17 protein-coding genes and 1 tRNA gene are annotated in these 15,189 nt (G+C 59.8%); 5 read left to right on the top strand and 13 right to left on the bottom strand.

What is annotated here, in order from left to right; genetic code table 11:
* Nucleotides 1-135: 135 nt before the first annotated feature.
* From ACP7AD_RS05160 to ACP7AD_RS05170, 3 genes are all read left to right on the top strand, one after another.
* Nucleotides 136-396 (top strand): VanZ family protein, encoded by a 261-nt coding sequence (locus tag ACP7AD_RS05160; RefSeq protein ID WP_426145267.1) that lies wholly within the window; start codon nucleotides 136-138, stop codon nucleotides 394-396.
* A gap of 125 nt (nucleotides 397-521) precedes the next feature.
* Nucleotides 522-902: a VanZ family protein gene (locus ACP7AD_RS05165; protein WP_426145268.1), complete on the top strand. Its 381-nt coding sequence runs from the start codon at nucleotides 522-524 to the stop codon at nucleotides 900-902.
* A gap of 57 nt (nucleotides 903-959) precedes the next feature.
* Nucleotides 960-1,190, top strand: coding sequence for a hypothetical protein (locus ACP7AD_RS05170; protein ID WP_426145270.1), 231 nt, complete (start codon nucleotides 960-962; stop codon nucleotides 1,188-1,190).
* A gap of 578 nt (nucleotides 1,191-1,768) precedes the next feature.
* Here the strand turns inward: ACP7AD_RS05170 and ACP7AD_RS05175 are convergent.
* The 11 genes from ACP7AD_RS05175 to ACP7AD_RS05225 all read right to left on the bottom strand — a co-directional run bounded on the left by ACP7AD_RS05175 (nucleotide 1,769) and on the right by ACP7AD_RS05225 (nucleotide 9,926).
* The gene (locus ACP7AD_RS05175; RefSeq protein ID WP_426145272.1) at nucleotides 1,769-2,224 is read right to left on the bottom strand and encodes a hypothetical protein; all 456 of its coding nucleotides are present in this window, start codon (nucleotides 2,222-2,224) and stop codon (nucleotides 1,769-1,771) included.
* Nucleotides 2,225-2,487: 263 nt separating this feature from the next.
* Nucleotides 2,488-3,195: a hypothetical protein gene (locus tag ACP7AD_RS05180; protein WP_426145273.1), complete on the bottom strand. Its 708-nt coding sequence runs from the start codon at nucleotides 3,193-3,195 to the stop codon at nucleotides 2,488-2,490.
* Nucleotides 3,189-3,494 (bottom strand): hypothetical protein, encoded by a 306-nt coding sequence (locus tag ACP7AD_RS05185; protein ID WP_426145274.1) that lies wholly within the window; start codon nucleotides 3,492-3,494, stop codon nucleotides 3,189-3,191. The genes ACP7AD_RS05180 and ACP7AD_RS05185 overlap by 7 nt, the downstream gene beginning before the upstream one ends.
* A 32-nt stretch (nucleotides 3,495-3,526) precedes the next feature.
* Nucleotides 3,527-4,075 (bottom strand): hypothetical protein, encoded by a 549-nt coding sequence (locus tag ACP7AD_RS05190; protein ID WP_426145276.1) that lies wholly within the window; start codon nucleotides 4,073-4,075, stop codon nucleotides 3,527-3,529.
* Nucleotides 4,072-6,513, bottom strand: a complete 2,442-nt coding sequence (locus tag ACP7AD_RS05195; RefSeq protein WP_426145277.1) for a DUF3987 domain-containing protein — start codon at nucleotides 6,511-6,513, stop codon at nucleotides 4,072-4,074. Before ACP7AD_RS05195 ends, ACP7AD_RS05190 begins: the two co-directional genes overlap by 4 nt.
* A complete protein-coding gene (locus ACP7AD_RS05200; protein ID WP_426145279.1) occupies nucleotides 6,510-6,794 on the bottom strand; it encodes a helix-turn-helix domain-containing protein in 285 nt (94 codons plus the stop codon). The genes ACP7AD_RS05195 and ACP7AD_RS05200 overlap by 4 nt, the downstream gene beginning before the upstream one ends.
* Nucleotides 6,791-7,069 (bottom strand): hypothetical protein, encoded by a 279-nt coding sequence (locus ACP7AD_RS05205; RefSeq protein WP_426145280.1) that lies wholly within the window; start codon nucleotides 7,067-7,069, stop codon nucleotides 6,791-6,793. The genes ACP7AD_RS05200 and ACP7AD_RS05205 overlap by 4 nt, the downstream gene beginning before the upstream one ends.
* Nucleotides 7,070-7,079: 10 nt before the next feature.
* Nucleotides 7,080-7,379, bottom strand: a complete 300-nt coding sequence (locus ACP7AD_RS05210; RefSeq protein ID WP_426145282.1) for a helix-turn-helix transcriptional regulator — start codon at nucleotides 7,377-7,379, stop codon at nucleotides 7,080-7,082.
* A gap of 94 nt (nucleotides 7,380-7,473) precedes the next feature.
* Entirely contained in the window at nucleotides 7,474-8,400 is a 927-nt protein-coding gene (locus ACP7AD_RS05215; protein WP_426166027.1) for a hypothetical protein, read from the bottom strand.
* A gap of 42 nt (nucleotides 8,401-8,442) precedes the next feature.
* Entirely contained in the window at nucleotides 8,443-9,666 is a 1,224-nt protein-coding gene (locus ACP7AD_RS05220) for a tyrosine-type recombinase/integrase (protein ID WP_426145284.1), read from the bottom strand.
* A 175-nt stretch (nucleotides 9,667-9,841) separates the two neighbouring features.
* Nucleotides 9,842-9,926 (bottom strand) — tRNA-Leu (locus tag ACP7AD_RS05225).
* Between the two features lie 40 nt (nucleotides 9,927-9,966).
* Between ACP7AD_RS05225 and cysM the strand changes: the two genes are divergently transcribed.
* Both cysM and ACP7AD_RS05235 read left to right on the top strand, forming a co-directional pair.
* Nucleotides 9,967-10,869 carry a cysteine synthase CysM gene (gene cysM, locus ACP7AD_RS05230; RefSeq protein WP_426145286.1) on the top strand — a complete coding sequence of 301 codons (903 nt, stop codon included), beginning with the start codon at nucleotides 9,967-9,969 and terminating at the stop codon, nucleotides 10,867-10,869.
* 28 nt (nucleotides 10,870-10,897) lie between these two features.
* Entirely contained in the window at nucleotides 10,898-11,125 is a 228-nt protein-coding gene (locus ACP7AD_RS05235) for a sulfurtransferase TusA family protein (RefSeq protein ID WP_426145288.1), read from the top strand.
* A gap of 21 nt (nucleotides 11,126-11,146) precedes the next feature.
* Here the strand turns inward: ACP7AD_RS05235 and galU are convergent, their stop codons facing one another.
* Nucleotides 11,147-12,070, bottom strand: coding sequence for a UTP--glucose-1-phosphate uridylyltransferase GalU (galU, locus tag ACP7AD_RS05240; protein WP_426145289.1), 924 nt, complete (start codon nucleotides 12,068-12,070; stop codon nucleotides 11,147-11,149).
* A gap of 122 nt (nucleotides 12,071-12,192) precedes the next feature.
* The gene (locus tag ACP7AD_RS05245) at nucleotides 12,193-15,111 is read right to left on the bottom strand and encodes a valine--tRNA ligase (RefSeq protein ID WP_426145290.1); all 2,919 of its coding nucleotides are present in this window, start codon (nucleotides 15,109-15,111) and stop codon (nucleotides 12,193-12,195) included.
* Between the last annotated feature and the right edge of the window lie 78 nt (nucleotides 15,112-15,189).

A 15,189-nucleotide genomic window follows, 5' to 3' on the forward strand; every position in this document is an offset into this window, starting at 1 on the left:
ATAAGCTTCATGCAACGGGTGATTGCCGTCATCGAGTTGGGTTCGTTGGGCCATGCAAATAGGTTCTTTCTGTATTGATCCAGGCTTGCCAGACTGTCATGGGAGGGTGCCTCCGGCGGCCTGGCAGGGGCCTGATTGAAAAATCCCAAAACCAAAAACCTTCAAACAGGCTCAGTTTCAATGGTCGGGGAAATTACAGAACGAATGTTGCACTACCTGCTTGCCGGTCTGCTGGCCTATGGCGCGTTGATTGAAGTGTTGCAGTCCTTTACCCCCAACCGTTCTGCGGATTGGCGCGACCTCGTGGCTGATGCCGTGGGTCTGGCATTGGGATGGGGTGCCGGGCGACTGGCGCAGGCCATGCGCCAGTTGCGAGCCCACTCTTCTGCTTCCTGATTTCCACATGGCGCTGCATGGCTCAACTTATTGAATAAGATAGCTGACTCACCCCAAACCTCATGAGGGTGCGGTGGTTTCAACCTCCGGCCTGGCGACAGGCCCTGACCTGAAAAAGTACCCTGATGTCGCCTCGTCTCGCCTGGAGCCTGCTTAGCTTGCATATTCTTGCGCTGTTTGTCGGCACGCAAATGCCCAACGCGTGGCGCAGCGGTGTGGAGCAAAGCCTTCACGTCCCTTTTTCGCTGTCGTCGTGGGCGCACTTTGTGGTCTTCTGCGGCATGTCGCTGCTGCTCATGATGCGGCCGCTGGCCTGTCGTGCGCGCTGGGTGATCCTGCTGGCGCTGACCCTGGCGCTGCTGACCGAAGCGCTGCAGTTTTTTGCCATCGACCGGCACCCGCGCTTGCTCGATATTGGGATCGACATGGCGGGCACCTCGCTGGCCGTGGTGATCATGGCGTTGCGAAAAATATGGACCGGCGCCGGCCGTCCAGGAAAGCTATAAGCGATTTTTGTCAGGCTGGCTGAGAACCTATGATGCGGGCATGGGAATAAATTCACCGTGTTCAAAAAAACAAAAATAATCCACTTTTTTGCCGGCTTGGCCTGCGCGGCCATCGCATCGCCTTTTGGCATCATTACTGCAGCACTTGCACCGGTCCTGCTCAGTTTTTCCAAAGAGATGTATTGCCATTTCACCCGCAGACGCGCCGATCCGGAGAACCTCGCCTGGGTGATTGCTGGTGCTGCAACCTTCGTCCTGTGCTTCAAGCTGCTACCCGTCAGGCTGTGACGTTGGCCGATGGTTGCAGGCCAGTAGTAATTTTTTTGGTAGCGAGCCCAATCAACGTTAGCCAGTGATACTGCGTGAGACAACAAAAAACCCGCTATGCCTAGGAGACATGCGGGTTCTGAGGTATTTTGAGACGGTCTGATTCTACTGAATGGTGCCGGGGCCGGAATCACAAAACAGGCTGCAGACCGCATGGATGCTAGGTTCTTGAAAAACGATTTTAAAAAGTACCGTCAAAAGTACCGTCATTTTTCAAAGTGTCCCCCTTGTGGCGTTTTTGACACGTATTGATGCGGTGTGCTGCCGTTGTTCTCGCGCACGCGCACGGTGGCATTTAGTGGGTTAGCGTTGAATCAAACGGAACTACCGGTTTCCACGGCTCGATCAGCCAGACTTTTTGCCCGCCCCTGCCTGCCGGTCGGGGATTTGCTGATTTTGAATTAATTCAAATGGGGGATATTTTCTGCGCGTGAGAAACCGTGTGGTTTCCCTTTTGGACTAGCTCCAGACTTTGCAAGCCCACCCCCTCGGAAAGGAGCGTACTGTTTCCAGTTTGGATGCCTAGTTCCAAAATTGAGTTATTTCGTCGCAACAGTCGGTGTTGCTGTCGTGTCCTGATTTTTTCGATCAGCGATCACGGATTTGCCCATTTCAACGGGCAACCGGTCGGGATAGTTGTAGCCTGTGCCTTTGTTGTGGTCAATGATTGCGCCAATACCGCCGCCAAAAATAATGTTGCCGTACATACTTCCGGCTGCCCGGGAGATTGCCTTAAGCAAACCGTCTTTTTGGCCTTCCTTTTTGCACTCAACGGTCAAATCTTCAGAGGAACGACGAATATTGACAAATCCAGGCGAAGTTGACTCCCAGGTTCCTTTGTCGTTCTGCAACTTACATTTCACGCCTTCGACTACTTGAGTATCTTCACCCTTGGTAGTGAGTGAAAGTTGCTGCATTTCACTACCAGTGATTGATGCGCAACCGGTGCAAAGAATGACAACCATTCCCGCAATTGTTAATTTCAGCTCATTCATGCGTTTCCCTTTGATTAATTTTTTGTATCAAATGGAATCATACAGTGTAATTTTGTGTCAATTTGACTGTTATGAATGGGTTCTCAGTCAAAGCCCGCGCCCGCAAAACTGGCAAGCCGTACAACCTTTCTGGCCTATTTAAAGCTGCCTTTCAACTTTTTAGCCAGTCCCGCTGCTTGCGCATGGCTTCATTGAGCGCCTTGATGGCCTGCCGCAGCTTGCGCCAGTCGCCCCCCGTCCAGGCGTTGCCGGCCGCTGCCGCCTTACCCTCTGCGCTTTTTGGCCCGCTGGACTGTTGCCATGGCTTCCACCGCCGGATGGCTTCGCTTTGTTTTTGCCGTTGCTCTGGTGTCCAGATGCGTGCTGCCATGCTGTCCTTCCTCTAATAGTTCGTTTTGCTGGGGCTGGGTTTGCCTTGCGTACGTGCGCGCCTGCGCGTGCTGCTGCATTAATTCGCTTGATTCCGCGCCGTTGTTCACCTGTTGCGGCCCGTGGGCAATGTTGGCCTGCTTCACGAACGTCGCCTGCCGGGGGTATTTCAAGTCCACCAGCGCCGATATGGTTGCCCGGCTCTGTGCTTGGGCCTTCAAGGCCAGCCCCATGAAGGTTTCGTACTGGCGCAAGTGTTCCTGCGTCGCTGCCCGCCGCGCCAGGCTGGCGAAGATGGTTTGCAGCGCCGTCGCCTGCCCGATCAGCATCGATTCCATAATGCGCAGGTCGCCGCCTCTTACTTCCTTGGATGTTTCGCGCAGTCCTTCGATCATGGTGTTGATATCAGCGTCCTTGCCCATGACGTTACCCTGATAGGCGTCGATTACCGTCGCGCTGTTGACTGAAGGCATTAGGGCCATTCTGGCCTTGTCTGCCGGTGTGAGCGCCGGGGCTGGCGGCGCTGCCAGCGCCTTACTTTTTGGTTTGCTTGGGGTCTTGTCCATGGTGCCGCCTTTGTGAGTGCTTGCCATCATCAGCACCTGTTCCGCAAGGCTTCAAATATTCTGCCCAGTGCTTCATTGCCCGCCGCCGCGCTCGCCTGCACTGCCATGGCCTTGACCCGGTGCGAGACTTCATTCTTCGATAGCAGCGTGGCCAGAATGTCGCCTTGCGTGAAGCCGCCCGCCCGCGCCGCCGTCAGCATGGCGTCGATGTGGCTTTGAAGGCGTCCGTTCTGGTGCACGCCGGGGTTTTCATGAATCTCTGACGCCAGCAGGATCAGCACGCCCGCCGGTTGAATGCCGTCCGCTGTGGGCGTGAAAAGGGGTTTGTTGTTCATGGGGTTGTTCGTTTGATTTAGTTTGATTGTTTTCAAGTGGCGGCCTTGAAGCCGTCGCACCGCTGGAGCTGGATCACCAACACTGCCGGTAGCTGCGCATCGCGTGCTTTGCTGGCAATTGCGGCCTGCTGCCAGTTCCTGCATCCCCATGCGCCCGCATGGCCTGCCAGGTGCGCGCATTCCAGGCACAGCCGCCTAGCGTCCGCTTCCCGGTCCCGCGTCACCAGCTTGTCGGCCAGCCGTTCGGCATCGAGCGCCAGCACCCCGCGCCGGGTGAAGTGGTGCAGCCGCGCCGCAAAGGTGTCAATCTCCCGGCCTGTCATCGCTTGGCTGTGTGGCCAGCACCAGCGGTCGGGGTCTTGCAAAACAGGCGCTGGGCTGGAAACCAGCGTGGAAACCTTGCCGGTTGAAACCAGCGCCAGGATTTGCGCCGGGTCGTTCGCTGCCGGTGAATCAGCCCCTGTTTTTTGCAGGGGGGCCATACCGGGGGCTACAAAACCTACGAAACCGGGTTTTGTAGGTTCTGTAGCCTCTGCCGTGGGGGTCGTGTCGATTTTCTTCAGTCGTGCCAGCCAGTTCATGCCGCGCCCCTTGCCAGTGGGTTGATGGTGTAGCGGTCGCTTGGCCTGCCGCCTGTCGCGCCGCCGGGCACCACCTCGCGCCGCAACCAGTCGTAATCGGCCAGCACGTTTGCCGCCTTGCGCACTGCGTCCGGCGTGCCCAGACCGGCCCAGTGCTTCAGGGCCACCTGCCGGGGGGTGAAGCTGTCCAGGATCAAGCCGTCCCTGTCCACCAGCTTGCCTGCCTTGATGCGGGACAGCAGCGTGACGGCATCGGTGGTTTCAGGCGTCACCGCCGCCGCGTACAGCCGGTGGGCATGGGTGCGCAGGTAGTCGGCAAAGGAAAGCGCCCGGATCAGTTCGCGCTCATGGATCACGCCGCCCGTGTCCGGCGTGTCCACCAGGGCAAACACCAGCGCCAGCGCCGGGATCAGCTTGCGGTACTTGGACAGGTGCGACACCATCGCCGGGTGCAGATCGTCCCCGCGTATTTCCGTTTCAAAGGGAACCAGCCACTCCACAAACAGGGCTTGCGCCGCGTCGTCAAAGCGCCAGACAACCGGCTCCGTGTCGCTGGCCGGTTCCAGCTCTGCCAGGCGCTCAAACACCGCCCAGGCGGTCTGCTTGGCTGGGGTGTCTGGCCATTGGTCAACGTGGATAAATTCGCCCGCCACGTCTGGCCACACGGTCAAGGCGAAGCGCTGCAGCAGCCCATCATCGGCGCTGCCGCCCGCCACCGCCCCGCGCACGTATTCCTGAATGCGTCCCGGTTGAATGCCGCCGATCACCGCTTGGCAGACACGCGGAATATGCACCGTCCCGCGCCCGATGCGGTCAAAGGTGTAGCCTTGATTGCCGTCATAGCTTTGCAGCATGAAGGCCCGCGCCCCTTCCTGCCCCGGCTTGTCCAGGCCGGTCAGCAGCCCGTAAATCTCGTCCCGGTAGCTCAGGGTGCCCCACGGGTTTTGCTGCATCAGTTCGCCCAGCTTTTCCACCGTCGCATCGTTGACGATATAACGCCGCGCCGTGGGTTCTGCCGGTATGTCAACCGGCTCAAGCAGCGCCCGTGCCGCCGCCGGGTCTTTGCCTGCCAGCCCCTTGGCCTTTTTCTCGTTCGCATCGTCCTGCATGGCCATCACCTTGCAGTCGAGCGCCCAGGCGTCGTGTTCAAGCTGCCAGCGCTCAAACTCCGTGGCCTGCAAGCGGTTCAGCGGTCGCAGGGCTTCACCCAGCGCCGGGGACTTCTTCACGCCTGCACGGCCTACCAGGTTGCCCCAAAGGTTCGGCACCACCTGCCAATCGTCCTTGGCCTTGGGCTGAATCACGGCCCGCGCACCAATGAGGCTGCTCAGGGCCACCAGCGCTGCCACCGCCGGGAAGTCCGGCGGGCATTGCATCCGGTGGGCAATGTCCATCACCCAGCCGCGCAAGGCCAGGGGCAACAGGTCGGCATCAAAGGCTTGAACCGGGGGCAGGGCGTCTGGCAAGGGTGTAGGCTCTGGCCAGTCATCAAAATGGCCTGTAGCGCAATTGCCACCAGCATGAGTAGCTACTGATTCGATAGCGCCATCCATGCACGCCTTCACCGCGTCAAGCCCGGCGAGTTGGTGCAGGTCGTTGAAGTCGGTTGCCTTGTCCGGCCTGTCTGCCGGGAACGATGGCACAGCCACCAGCCCGCCCACGGCCAGCGCCGCCGCCGTGGCTTTGGCCATGCCAGGGTTGCCGTCCGTCAGGTGGTCATCGTCCGCCGCCACGATGATCTTCAAGTCCGCATACTTGGCGCGCAAGGCCAGCGCCACCGGCATGAGTCCGCCCGCATTGAAGCTGACGGCCACCGCGTCACCCGTGGCTTCATGGATGCTTGCGCCGGTCGCGTAGCCCTCGCAGACGATGATGCGGCCCGCCGGTTTGCCAATGGCGTGATAGCAGCCCTTGATTCGCCCGCCAGGGTGAAAGCGCTTGTCACCGGCCGGCGTGATGGTTTGCAGGCTGTGCAGCTTGCCCGCCGTGTCGCGTAGCGGGATCAGCAGCTTGTCGGCAAACACCTTCAGGCCGTGGGGCTGAACGTCCTTGCGGCTCAGGTAGGGATGGTTCGCTGCCGCGTCGGCTTGGCTCCACAGTGTCGCCGCCGTTTCGCTGGCTTGATGCTGGGTTGCCAGCGTGTCGGCTTCGCGCTGTGCCTGCATGGCCTTGATGCGGTGGCGGTGGGCGCTCAGTTCGGCGGCCGTCATGGCGTGGTCTGACTTGGCACACCAGGTGGACTGCAAGCCGGTGCGCCAGCAGCCAAACGCGCCCGCCGCCGTGCCGTCAAGGTGCAGCATGTACCAGCCCGAATCATCGCCGCGCCTGCCGTTTGTGCTGAATCGGTGGATTGCGCCGTCGGGGTTGATGCTGGCCGGGGCTTCCATGCCCGCCGCTGCCATGGCCGCGCTGAATTGCTGGGCAGGTTCTGCGGTCATGCGCTGCCCCCGGTGCGCAGGGTGTAGCGCCCGACACGATGGCGCGCACCAGCTTCGGTGATGACGGTTTGCCAGTGGGTATCAATGGTTTCGCCCCGGTTGCGCAGTTGCATCACTCGCGCCCGGGGGTCGTACACGTCCAGGTAACGCATGGCTTCAAACGTGGTGATGCTGAACCGGCTCAGTGCCGAACGAATCCGGGCGCATTGCACTTCGCTGCTGACGCCAGGGTGAAGATCACGCACCAGGTGCAGCGCTTCGATTTTGGTCGGGTCGGTCATGCGCCACCGCCGATCTGCACGAGGAAATGCGCCGCCGCCTGCAAGTCAGGCAAGGCACGGGACATGCCCCAGCGCGCCGCGAAATACAGGCCCGCGCCGTCCGCCGGGTTGCTGCGGCTCAGGGTGTGGCCTGCCAGCGCAAAGCGTGCAGCCAGGTTGGCAAAGGCTTTACCGTCGTTCGCCGTCGTGGGAAAATCAGTACCGGTGGTGTCAGCCGCAAGCCCTTTGGAATCGCAAGTTCCGGGGCTTTTTTCATGGGTGGTGGTGTGGGTCATGGACAGTCCTTTACACCGTGGCCTGTGCCGTCATCCAGGCCCGCACAGCCCCAACATTCCAGGCCGTCACGCGCTCAGAAAGTTTGCTGGGTTTGGGGAACGTGCCCGCCTTTACCTTGCGCCACAACGTCGGCGCGGAAAAGGGCAGGGGGGCTGGGGTGTCTGGCCTTTTTGGGCTTTGCACCAGTTGCGATTCTCGAATGTAGGCACTGTCGGGCAGGGCGTCGAAAACCGATGGATGGATGGTTGCCTTTTGCGCCGGGATGCTTAGGGCAATGGGCGTTTTAGGTGTGCTGGGTTTCTGTGACATTGCTTGAGGCCCTTTGAAGTAAGGCCCGAGAATGTCGGGTTAGCGACTCTACGTGACTGAATTCGGCTTCACTTAAACCGAATTCGGCTTTGCTCTATGGCTGGCGTGCCTTTGCAGGCAATACAGTGTTTGCAGATTCTTTCAAATACTTGCGCACAGTGTCGGGATCAATACTGATTCCAAGGGCTGCCAAGTCGTCTGCTATCTCTTTTGGCGTCGCGCTCTTTTTTGCCGCCGGATCATGGCTGTAACCCTTCACCGCCATTCCGATAACCAGTTTCAGTAGGTTGTTGCGCTCAGTGGTTCCAAGTGGCTTTGCTGTATTGGTTGGTTCTTCATTCACCGACTGAATAAATTCTGTCAATGCAGAGATTCTCACAACAAATACGCTGTCATCAGGTAGTGCGCCTGCCGGATGAAAATTATCAGGATGTAAGAACGGTTTTTTAAGATCGTCCTTCTTGAAATTTTCGTTGTTCCCAAAGTGGGATTGAATTTCATGTAGCTCGCCATTTATCGAAGCAACAAGAACACCCTCTAAAGAAACGGTTGTTACCTCTGGACCATTGGTCAACTGCTGATACCTGTACTCAACATCAATTCGTTCCCCTCCATTCATCGGCAAATCCCATACATCGCCATCCAATGCTGAGACATGACGCTTGACTTGAAAACATCCTTGGTGGTCTTGCCAAATTCGCCCGCCCCTAGGAATTTTTATGATTTGCTTGCCGTCCAAGAGTGACATTTCGTCCCATTCGATTTCTTCAATCTTGACGGGAAAGCATGGGCGGGCGTATGCGCCATTGACAAGGTGAACCGACAATTTCAGGTGCCCATCAATTCCAAATCTCAGTACATCAGCTTCAGTAACTTCTTCACCAAAAACGATAGCTAGATGCTTTGCTGCATCTGGCACTGTCAGCCACTTTTTCAGCTTAAATAGTTTGCTCATGCCGTCCCCTGTCACGCCTGAAATAAAACCAGCGCCGCCGGGCCAGGGTGTCCCGGTTTTCACCATCGGGGATCAGCCGATGGCTAGGCATGGCTCAAAACTGTTTTTTTACTTTGCCACCGTGCGAAGCGGGATCACGTCCGCGCCAATGCGCAGCTTGTCCAGGTAGTCCGCCCAAGTCTGCATCATCACGCGCCGGGCTGGCAGATGCGCCGTGCGGTTGTAGGCCCGTCCGTTCACGTCCTTCACCGCATGGGCTAATTGATGCTCGATCAAGTCCACCCGTTCGCCCATCACTTCATCCATGATGGTTCTAGCCATTGCGCGGAATCCGTGGGCACTGTGAACCTCTGCGCTGTAGCCCATGCCGCGCAAGGCTGCATTGATGGTGTTTTCTGACATTGGCCGTTCACCCGTGCGCAGGCTGGGGAACACATAGCGCCCGTGGCCTGTCATCGGCTGCACGCCGCGCAGCAGTTCCGCCGCCTGCTTTGACAGCGGAACCAGGTGGTCAACCTTCATTTTCATTTTGCTGCCGGGAATGCGCCACTCTGCCGCGTCCAGGTCAACTTCTGCCCATTCCATCGTGCGCAGTTCGCCAGGGCGCACAAACACCAGCGGGGACAGCTTGAGCGCCGTAATGGTGGTGGGGTGTCCCACGTAATCGAATATCGAGCGCATCAGGTCGCCTGCCTGCTTGGGTTCGGTAATGGCTGCAAAGTGGCCCGCCGTTGGTTTGGCGAGTGCGCCTTTCAGGTCTTGCGTCACGTCCCGCTCTGCACTGCCCGTGGCCACCGCGTACCGGAACACCTGCCCGCATACCTGCTTGACGCGCTGCACGCTGTCCAGCGCGCCCCGGGCTTCCATTTTGCGCAGCGCCGCCAGCACGTCACGCGGCCCGATGGTGGATATGGGCATCTTGCCGATGAAAGGGATCACGTCCTTTTCCAGCCAGGAAGTCAGTTTGTCCTGCGTGGTGGGCATTCGGTCCGCCGCCGTTTTTGCCAGCCAGTCCCGCGCCACCATCTCGAAAGTATTGGCCGCCGCGTCGGCTTTGGCCTGCTTGTCCTCTTTTTTGGCCGTGCTGGGGTCGATACCTTCCGCAAGCAGTTCGCGTGCCTTGTCGCGCCGCTGGCGGGCTTTGGCCAGGGATACCGCCGGGTACACGCCAAGCGCCAAGGTTTTGCGTTTGTCGTCAAAGCGGTAGTTCATGCGCCAGTATTTACCGCCTGCATTCACCAGCATGTACATGCCGCCACCGTCCGTGTGCTTGTCGCCTGCCGCTGCCCCGGTGTGCTTGATGTTCTTGGCGAAAGTGTCAGTCAACGGCATGGATTCCCCTTTGGCGGTATGTCGGCTGACGGTATTTGGAGATACCGCCATAAATGCCGCCTTTTTGGCGGTATGTCATGTTAGCCAGTGATACTGCGTGAGACAACAAAAAACCCGCTATGCCTATGAGACATGCGGGTTCTGAGGGGTTATGAGTCGCTGTGATTCTACTGAATGGTGCCCGGGGCCGGAATCGAACCGGCACGCCTTTCGGCGGGGGATTTTGAGTCCCCTGCGTCTACCAATTTCACCACCCGGGCTAGCAGAAGCGAAGCCTTAAATTATGGCACAGTGTGGCCTATGAAATTTTCAACGATTGAAGACGCCATCGGGAAAACACCGCTGGTCGCACTGCAGCGAATTGCCGCTGCCGAAAACGCCGTGCGCGGCAACATTATTTTGGGCAAGCTTGAAGGCAACAATCCGGCCGGCTCGGTCAAGGACCGGCCGGCGCTGGCCATGATCCGGGGCGCCGAGGAGCGCGGCGAGATCAAGCCAGGAGACACGCTGATCGAGGCGACGTCGGGCAACACCGGCATTGCGCTGGCCATGGCCGCCGCGATCAAGGGCTACCGCATGATCCTGATCATGCCGGAGGACCTGAGCATTGAGCGCGCGCAGACCATGAAGGCTTTTGGCGCCGAACTGATCCTGACGCCGAAAAGCGCCGGCATTGAATACTCGCGGGATCTGGCCGAGCGGATGCAGCAAGAAGGCAAGGGCCGGGTGCTGGACCAGTTCTCCAGCCTTGACAACCCGCGCGTCCATTTTGAGACCACTGGCCCCGAAATCTGGAACGACACGGCCGGCACGGTGACGCATTTTGTCAGCGCCATGGGCACCACCGGCACCATCACCGGCGTGTCGCGCTATCTGAAGGAAAGAAACCCTGAGATACGGATCATCGGCGCGCAGCCAAGCGAAGGTTCGCGCATTCCGGGTATCCGCAAGTGGCCCGAAGCCTACATGCCCAAGATCTACGATCCGCGCAATGTCGATGAACTGGTCCTGGTCAGCCAGCTGGATGCCGAAGACATGTGCCGGCGCATGGCGCGCGAGGAAGGCATCTTTGCCGGTATCTCGGCCGCCGGCGCTTGCTGGGTGGCGCAGGAAATCGCCAAAACGGTGAAAGATGCGGTGATTGTGTTCATCGTTTGCGACCGGGGCGACCGCTATCTGTCCACCGGCGTGTTTCCTGCATGAACATCAACATTTCGCCTTGAAGACACCCATGAACATCGACAAAGAACTCGACACGCGCGGCCTAAACTGCCCGCTGCCTATCCTGAAGGCCAAAAAGGCGCTGGCGGCCATGGAAAGTGGGCAGCTTTTGCGCGTGGTTTCAACCGATGCCGGATCGACCCGCGATTTCCAGGCGTTTGCCAAACAGACCGGAAACGACCTGATGGAGCAGCAAACCGTCGGAAACGAGTTCGTTCATGTGCTGAAGCGGCGCTGACGATCAGGCCGCATGCCTTTGTCAGGACAGGTTGGCGGCCCGGCGTTCCTTGCCCGACCAGCCGATCTGCAGGTTGTCGAGGTAGTTCCTGAAATACACGCCGACTTCGGGGTGCTGCAGTGCAAGCTCCACCGTCGCTTCCAGGAAACCTTCCTTGCTGCCGCAGTCGTAGCGCTTGCCGTGGTACTGGAACGCGTAGACACTTTCGTGCTGCATTAGCGCGGCAATGCCGTCGGTGAGCTGGATTTCGCCGCCTGCGCCTTTGGGCTGGTTGCGGATCTGCTCGAAAACGGCTGGCGTCAGGATGTACCGTCCGGCCACGGCCATGCGTGAAGGCGCTGCCTCGGGCGCTGGTTTTTCGACCATGTGGCTGACCTTCATCAGGCGCTCGCCGACCATTTCGCCAGCCACGATGCCGTAGCGCCGCGTCTGCTCGGCCGGCACTTCCTGCACCGCCAGCACCGATTGCCCAAGCGCCGCGAACTGCTCGGCCATCTGCGCCATCACCGACAACCCGCCTGGCGGGCCGACCATCAGGTCGTCCGCCAGCAAGACGGCAAACGGTTCGTTCCCGACCAGGTGCTCGGCGCACAGCACGGCATGACCCAAGCCCAGCGAGCGCGGCTGGCGGACAAAGGCAACGGTCATGTCGTCGGGCTGGACCGAACGCACCAGCGCCAGCAACGCATGTTTTTCGGCCTTTTCCAACTCGTTTTCCAGCTCGTAAGCCGTGTCGAAATGGTCCTCGATGGCGCGCTTGTTGCGGCCGGTCACGAAAATCATGTCCCGGATGCCGGCTGCATAGGCTTCTTCCACCGCATACTGGATCAGCGGCTTGTCCACGATGGGCAGCATTTCCTTGGGGCTCGCCTTGGTGGCAGGCAGAAAGCGGGTTCCGAGGCCGGCGACGGGAAATACTGCTTTTTTCAGGATGGATTTTTGCATTGGCGTTTCTTGAAAAATAAGGAAATATTGTCGGACTTTGAAGGCCTCGCCGGCGTCAGACTACGTCCCGGTCGGGCCTACGTCAATCCCCCCAAAACAGCGGATGGCGCAGTTGTTTTGCATTATTTATGCCGCGCCAGCTGCTCGCGTATCTTTTCCAGCGTGCTGGTGAATTCCGTCAGCCGCCTGCGTTCCGTTTCCAGCACGGCGGGCGGCACCTTGGCGACGAAAGTCTCGTTGGCGAGCTTGGCCTGCACCTTGATCAGCTCGCCTTCAAGCCGCGTGGCTTCCTTGCCCAGGCGCGCTTTTTCGGCCGCCACATCGACTTCCATGTAGAGGCACACGCGCGCATCGCCGACCACGGCCACGGGCGCGGCTTCGGCTGCTAGCACCCATTCGGCCTCGGTGGCAAACAGCTTGACTTCGCTGAGCTTGGCCAGCGACTTGAGCACCGGCGAGACAGCCGTGATGAAGTCGCTGTCGCCCACCACCAGCAGCGGCAGGCGCGTGGCCGGCGAGACCTTCATCTCGCCGCGCAGGTTGCGGCAGGCATCGACCAGCGTCTTGAGCTTGGCGACATGCGCTTCGGCTCGCGGGTCGATTTTTTCGGGCTGGCTTTGCGGATAGGCCGCCATGCCGATGAACGGGCCGGCGCGGCCGGCGACCGGTGCCACCTTTTGCCAGAGTTCCTCGGTGATGAACGGGATCAAGGGGTGCGCCAGCCGCAGGATGCCCTCCAGCGTGCGGATCAAGGTGCGGCGGGTGGCACGTTTTTGCGCGTCGTTGCCTTGCTGGATCTGCACCTTGGCGATTTCCAGGTACCAGTCGCAGAACTCGTCCCAGATGAACTGGTAGATGTGGCCGGCCACGTTGTCGAAGCGGTACTCTAGAAAGCCCTTGGCCACGTCCAGCTCAACGCGCTGCATCGTGGAGGCAATCCAGCGGTCGGCCTGGGAGAAATCAAGGTAATTTTCAAACTCGCCGCCAGGCGCGCACTGCGCTTTGGTGTGTTCGTTCAGGCCGCAATCCTGGCCTTCGCAGTTCATCAGCGTGAAGCGCGTGGCATTCCAGAGCTTGTTGCAGAAGTTGCGGTAGCCTTCGCAGCGCTTGCTGTCAAAGTTGATGCTTCGGCCCAGGCTGGCCAGCGACGCAAAGGTGAAGCGCAGCGCGTCGGCGCCGTAGCCGGGAATGCCGGCGGGAAATTCTTTTTCGGTGTTCTTGCGCACCTGCGGCGCCGTTTCGGGCTTGCGCAGGCCTTGCGAGCGCTTGTCGAGCAGCGGGGCCAGTTCGATGCCGTCGATCAGATCGACCGGGTCCAGCACATTGCCCTCGGACTTGCTCATCTTCTTGCCCTGCGCGTCCTTCACCAGGCCGTGGATGTAGACGTGTTTGAACGGCACCTGGCCGGTGAAATGCGTGGTCATCATGATCATCCGGGCGACCCAGAAAAAGATGATGTCGTAGCCGGTGACCAGCACGCTCGACGGCAAAAACAGGTCCAGCTCCTTGGTCTTTTCAGGCCAGCCGAGTGAAGAGAAGGGCACCAGCGCCGACGAATACCAGGTGTCGAGCACATCCTCATCCCGGCGCAATGTTTTGCCGGGCGCCTGTTTCTGCGCTTCCTCTTCGTTGGTGGCGACATAGACCTTGCCGTCCTCGTCGTACCAGGCCGGAATCTGGTGGCCCCACCAGAGCTGGCGCGAGATGCACCAGTCCTGGATGTTGCCCATCCACTGGTTGTAGGTGTTGACCCACTGCTCGGGAACGAACTTCACCGCGCCGCTGTCGACCGCGTCAATCGCTTTCTGGGCGATGGACTTGCCGGTCGGGTCTTGCTCGCTCACCTTGTTCACGGCGACAAACCACTGGTCGGTCAGCATCGGCTCGATGACCTGGCCGGTGCGGGTGCAGCGCGGCACCATCAGCTTGTGCTTTTTCACCTCGACCAGGAAACCGGCGGCTTCCAGGTCGGCGACGACGGCCTTGCGGGCGACGAAGCGGTCCATGCCCCGGTATTTCTCGGGCGCGTTGTCGTTGATCGCGGCGTCGAGCGTGAGCACGCAAATGATCGGCAACTGGTGGCGCTGGCCGACCGCATAGTCGTTGGTGTCGTGCGCGGGCGTGACCTTGACCACGCCGGTGCCGAAGTCCTTGTCCACATAGTCGTCGGCAATCACCGGAATCGTGCGGTCGCACAGCGGCAGGGTGACTTGCTGGCCGATCAGGTGCTGGTAGCGTTCGTCTTCCGGATGCACCATGACCGCCACGTCGCCCAGCATGGTTTCGGGGCGCGTCGTGGCGACGGTGATGTCGCCCGAGCCATCGGCCAGCGGGTAGCGGATGTGCCACATGAAGCCGTCTTCCTCCTCGCTCTCGACTTCCAGGTCGGACACGGCGGATTTCAGCACCGGGTCCCAGTTCACCAGCCGCTTGCCCCGGTAGATCAGGCCCTGCTCATACAACTGCACAAAGGTCGAGGTGACGACCTTGGACATTTTCGGGTCCATGGTGAAGTATTCATGCTTCCACGACACCGAATCGCCCATGCGGCGCATCTGGCGCGTGATGGTCGAGCCGGATTCTTCCTTCCATTCCCAGACCTTGGCAACGAAATTCTTGCGCGCTTCGGCGGGGGTCGGCCCCATGTCGTGACGGGTCTTGCCTTCTTCGCCCTGCAGCTTGCGCTCGACGACGATCTGCGTGGCGATGCCCGCATGGTCGGTGCCGGGAACCCACAGCGTGTTGTCCCCGCGCATGCGGTGGTAGCGCGTCAGCGAATCCATGATGGTCTGGTTGAACGCATGGCCCATGTGCAGGGTGCCGGTGACGTTGGGCGGCGGCAGCTGGATAGAAAACGAGGGCTTCGATGCATCCAGCGTCGGCTCGTACTGGCCGCTTTGCTCCCACAGCGGACCCCAGTGCTTTTCGATTTCTGAAGGCTCGAACGACTTGGCCAGGCTGTCGAGTCCCGGCGTCGGGGGAAACACCTTGACGGCATCAAGGGCAGGGGCGGTCGGGGTGGGGGTGGCAGCTTCAGTCATGGGGCAATGAGAAACGGCATCTCGGGGATGCCGCCTGGGTTGGAGTTGAGGTTTGAGTTGGGGGAGGCAGCGTTGCGC

Origin of the sequence: Polaromonas sp. DSP2-3-2b2 (assembly GCF_049895905.1) — a bacterium.
Classification (GTDB): Bacteria; Pseudomonadota; Gammaproteobacteria; order Burkholderiales; family Burkholderiaceae_C; genus Polaromonas.

Coding starts and splice junctions, on each gene's coding strand:
- ACP7AD_RS05175 (WP_426145272.1), bottom strand. CDS start 2,224: ATGAATGAGCTGAAATTAACAATTGCGGGAATGGTTGTCATTCTTTGC.
- ACP7AD_RS05205 (WP_426145280.1), bottom strand. CDS start 7,069: ATGACCCACACCACCACCCATGAAAAAAGCCCCGGAACTTGCGATTCC.
- ACP7AD_RS05185 (WP_426145274.1), bottom strand. CDS start 3,494: ATGAACAACAAACCCCTTTTCACGCCCACAGCGGACGGCATTCAACCG.
- ACP7AD_RS05215 (WP_426166027.1), bottom strand. CDS start 8,400: ATGGTGAAAACCGGGACACCCTGGCCCGGCGGCGCTGGTTTTATTTCA.
- ACP7AD_RS05245 (WP_426145290.1), bottom strand. CDS start 15,111: ATGACTGAAGCTGCCACCCCCACCCCGACCGCCCCTGCCCTTGATGCC.
- ACP7AD_RS05220 (WP_426145284.1), bottom strand. CDS start 9,666: ATGCCGTTGACTGACACTTTCGCCAAGAACATCAAGCACACCGGGGCA.
- ACP7AD_RS05235 (WP_426145288.1), top strand. CDS start 10,898: ATGAACATCGACAAAGAACTCGACACGCGCGGCCTAAACTGCCCGCTG.
- ACP7AD_RS05190 (WP_426145276.1), bottom strand. CDS start 4,075: ATGAACTGGCTGGCACGACTGAAGAAAATCGACACGACCCCCACGGCA.
- galU (WP_426145289.1), bottom strand. CDS start 12,070: ATGCAAAAATCCATCCTGAAAAAAGCAGTATTTCCCGTCGCCGGCCTC.
- cysM (WP_426145286.1), top strand. CDS start 9,967: ATGAAATTTTCAACGATTGAAGACGCCATCGGGAAAACACCGCTGGTC.
- ACP7AD_RS05195 (WP_426145277.1), bottom strand. CDS start 6,513: ATGACCGCAGAACCTGCCCAGCAATTCAGCGCGGCCATGGCAGCGGCG.
- ACP7AD_RS05210 (WP_426145282.1), bottom strand. CDS start 7,379: ATGTCACAGAAACCCAGCACACCTAAAACGCCCATTGCCCTAAGCATC.
- ACP7AD_RS05200 (WP_426145279.1), bottom strand. CDS start 6,794: ATGACCGACCCGACCAAAATCGAAGCGCTGCACCTGGTGCGTGATCTT.
- ACP7AD_RS05165 (WP_426145268.1), top strand. CDS start 522: ATGTCGCCTCGTCTCGCCTGGAGCCTGCTTAGCTTGCATATTCTTGCG.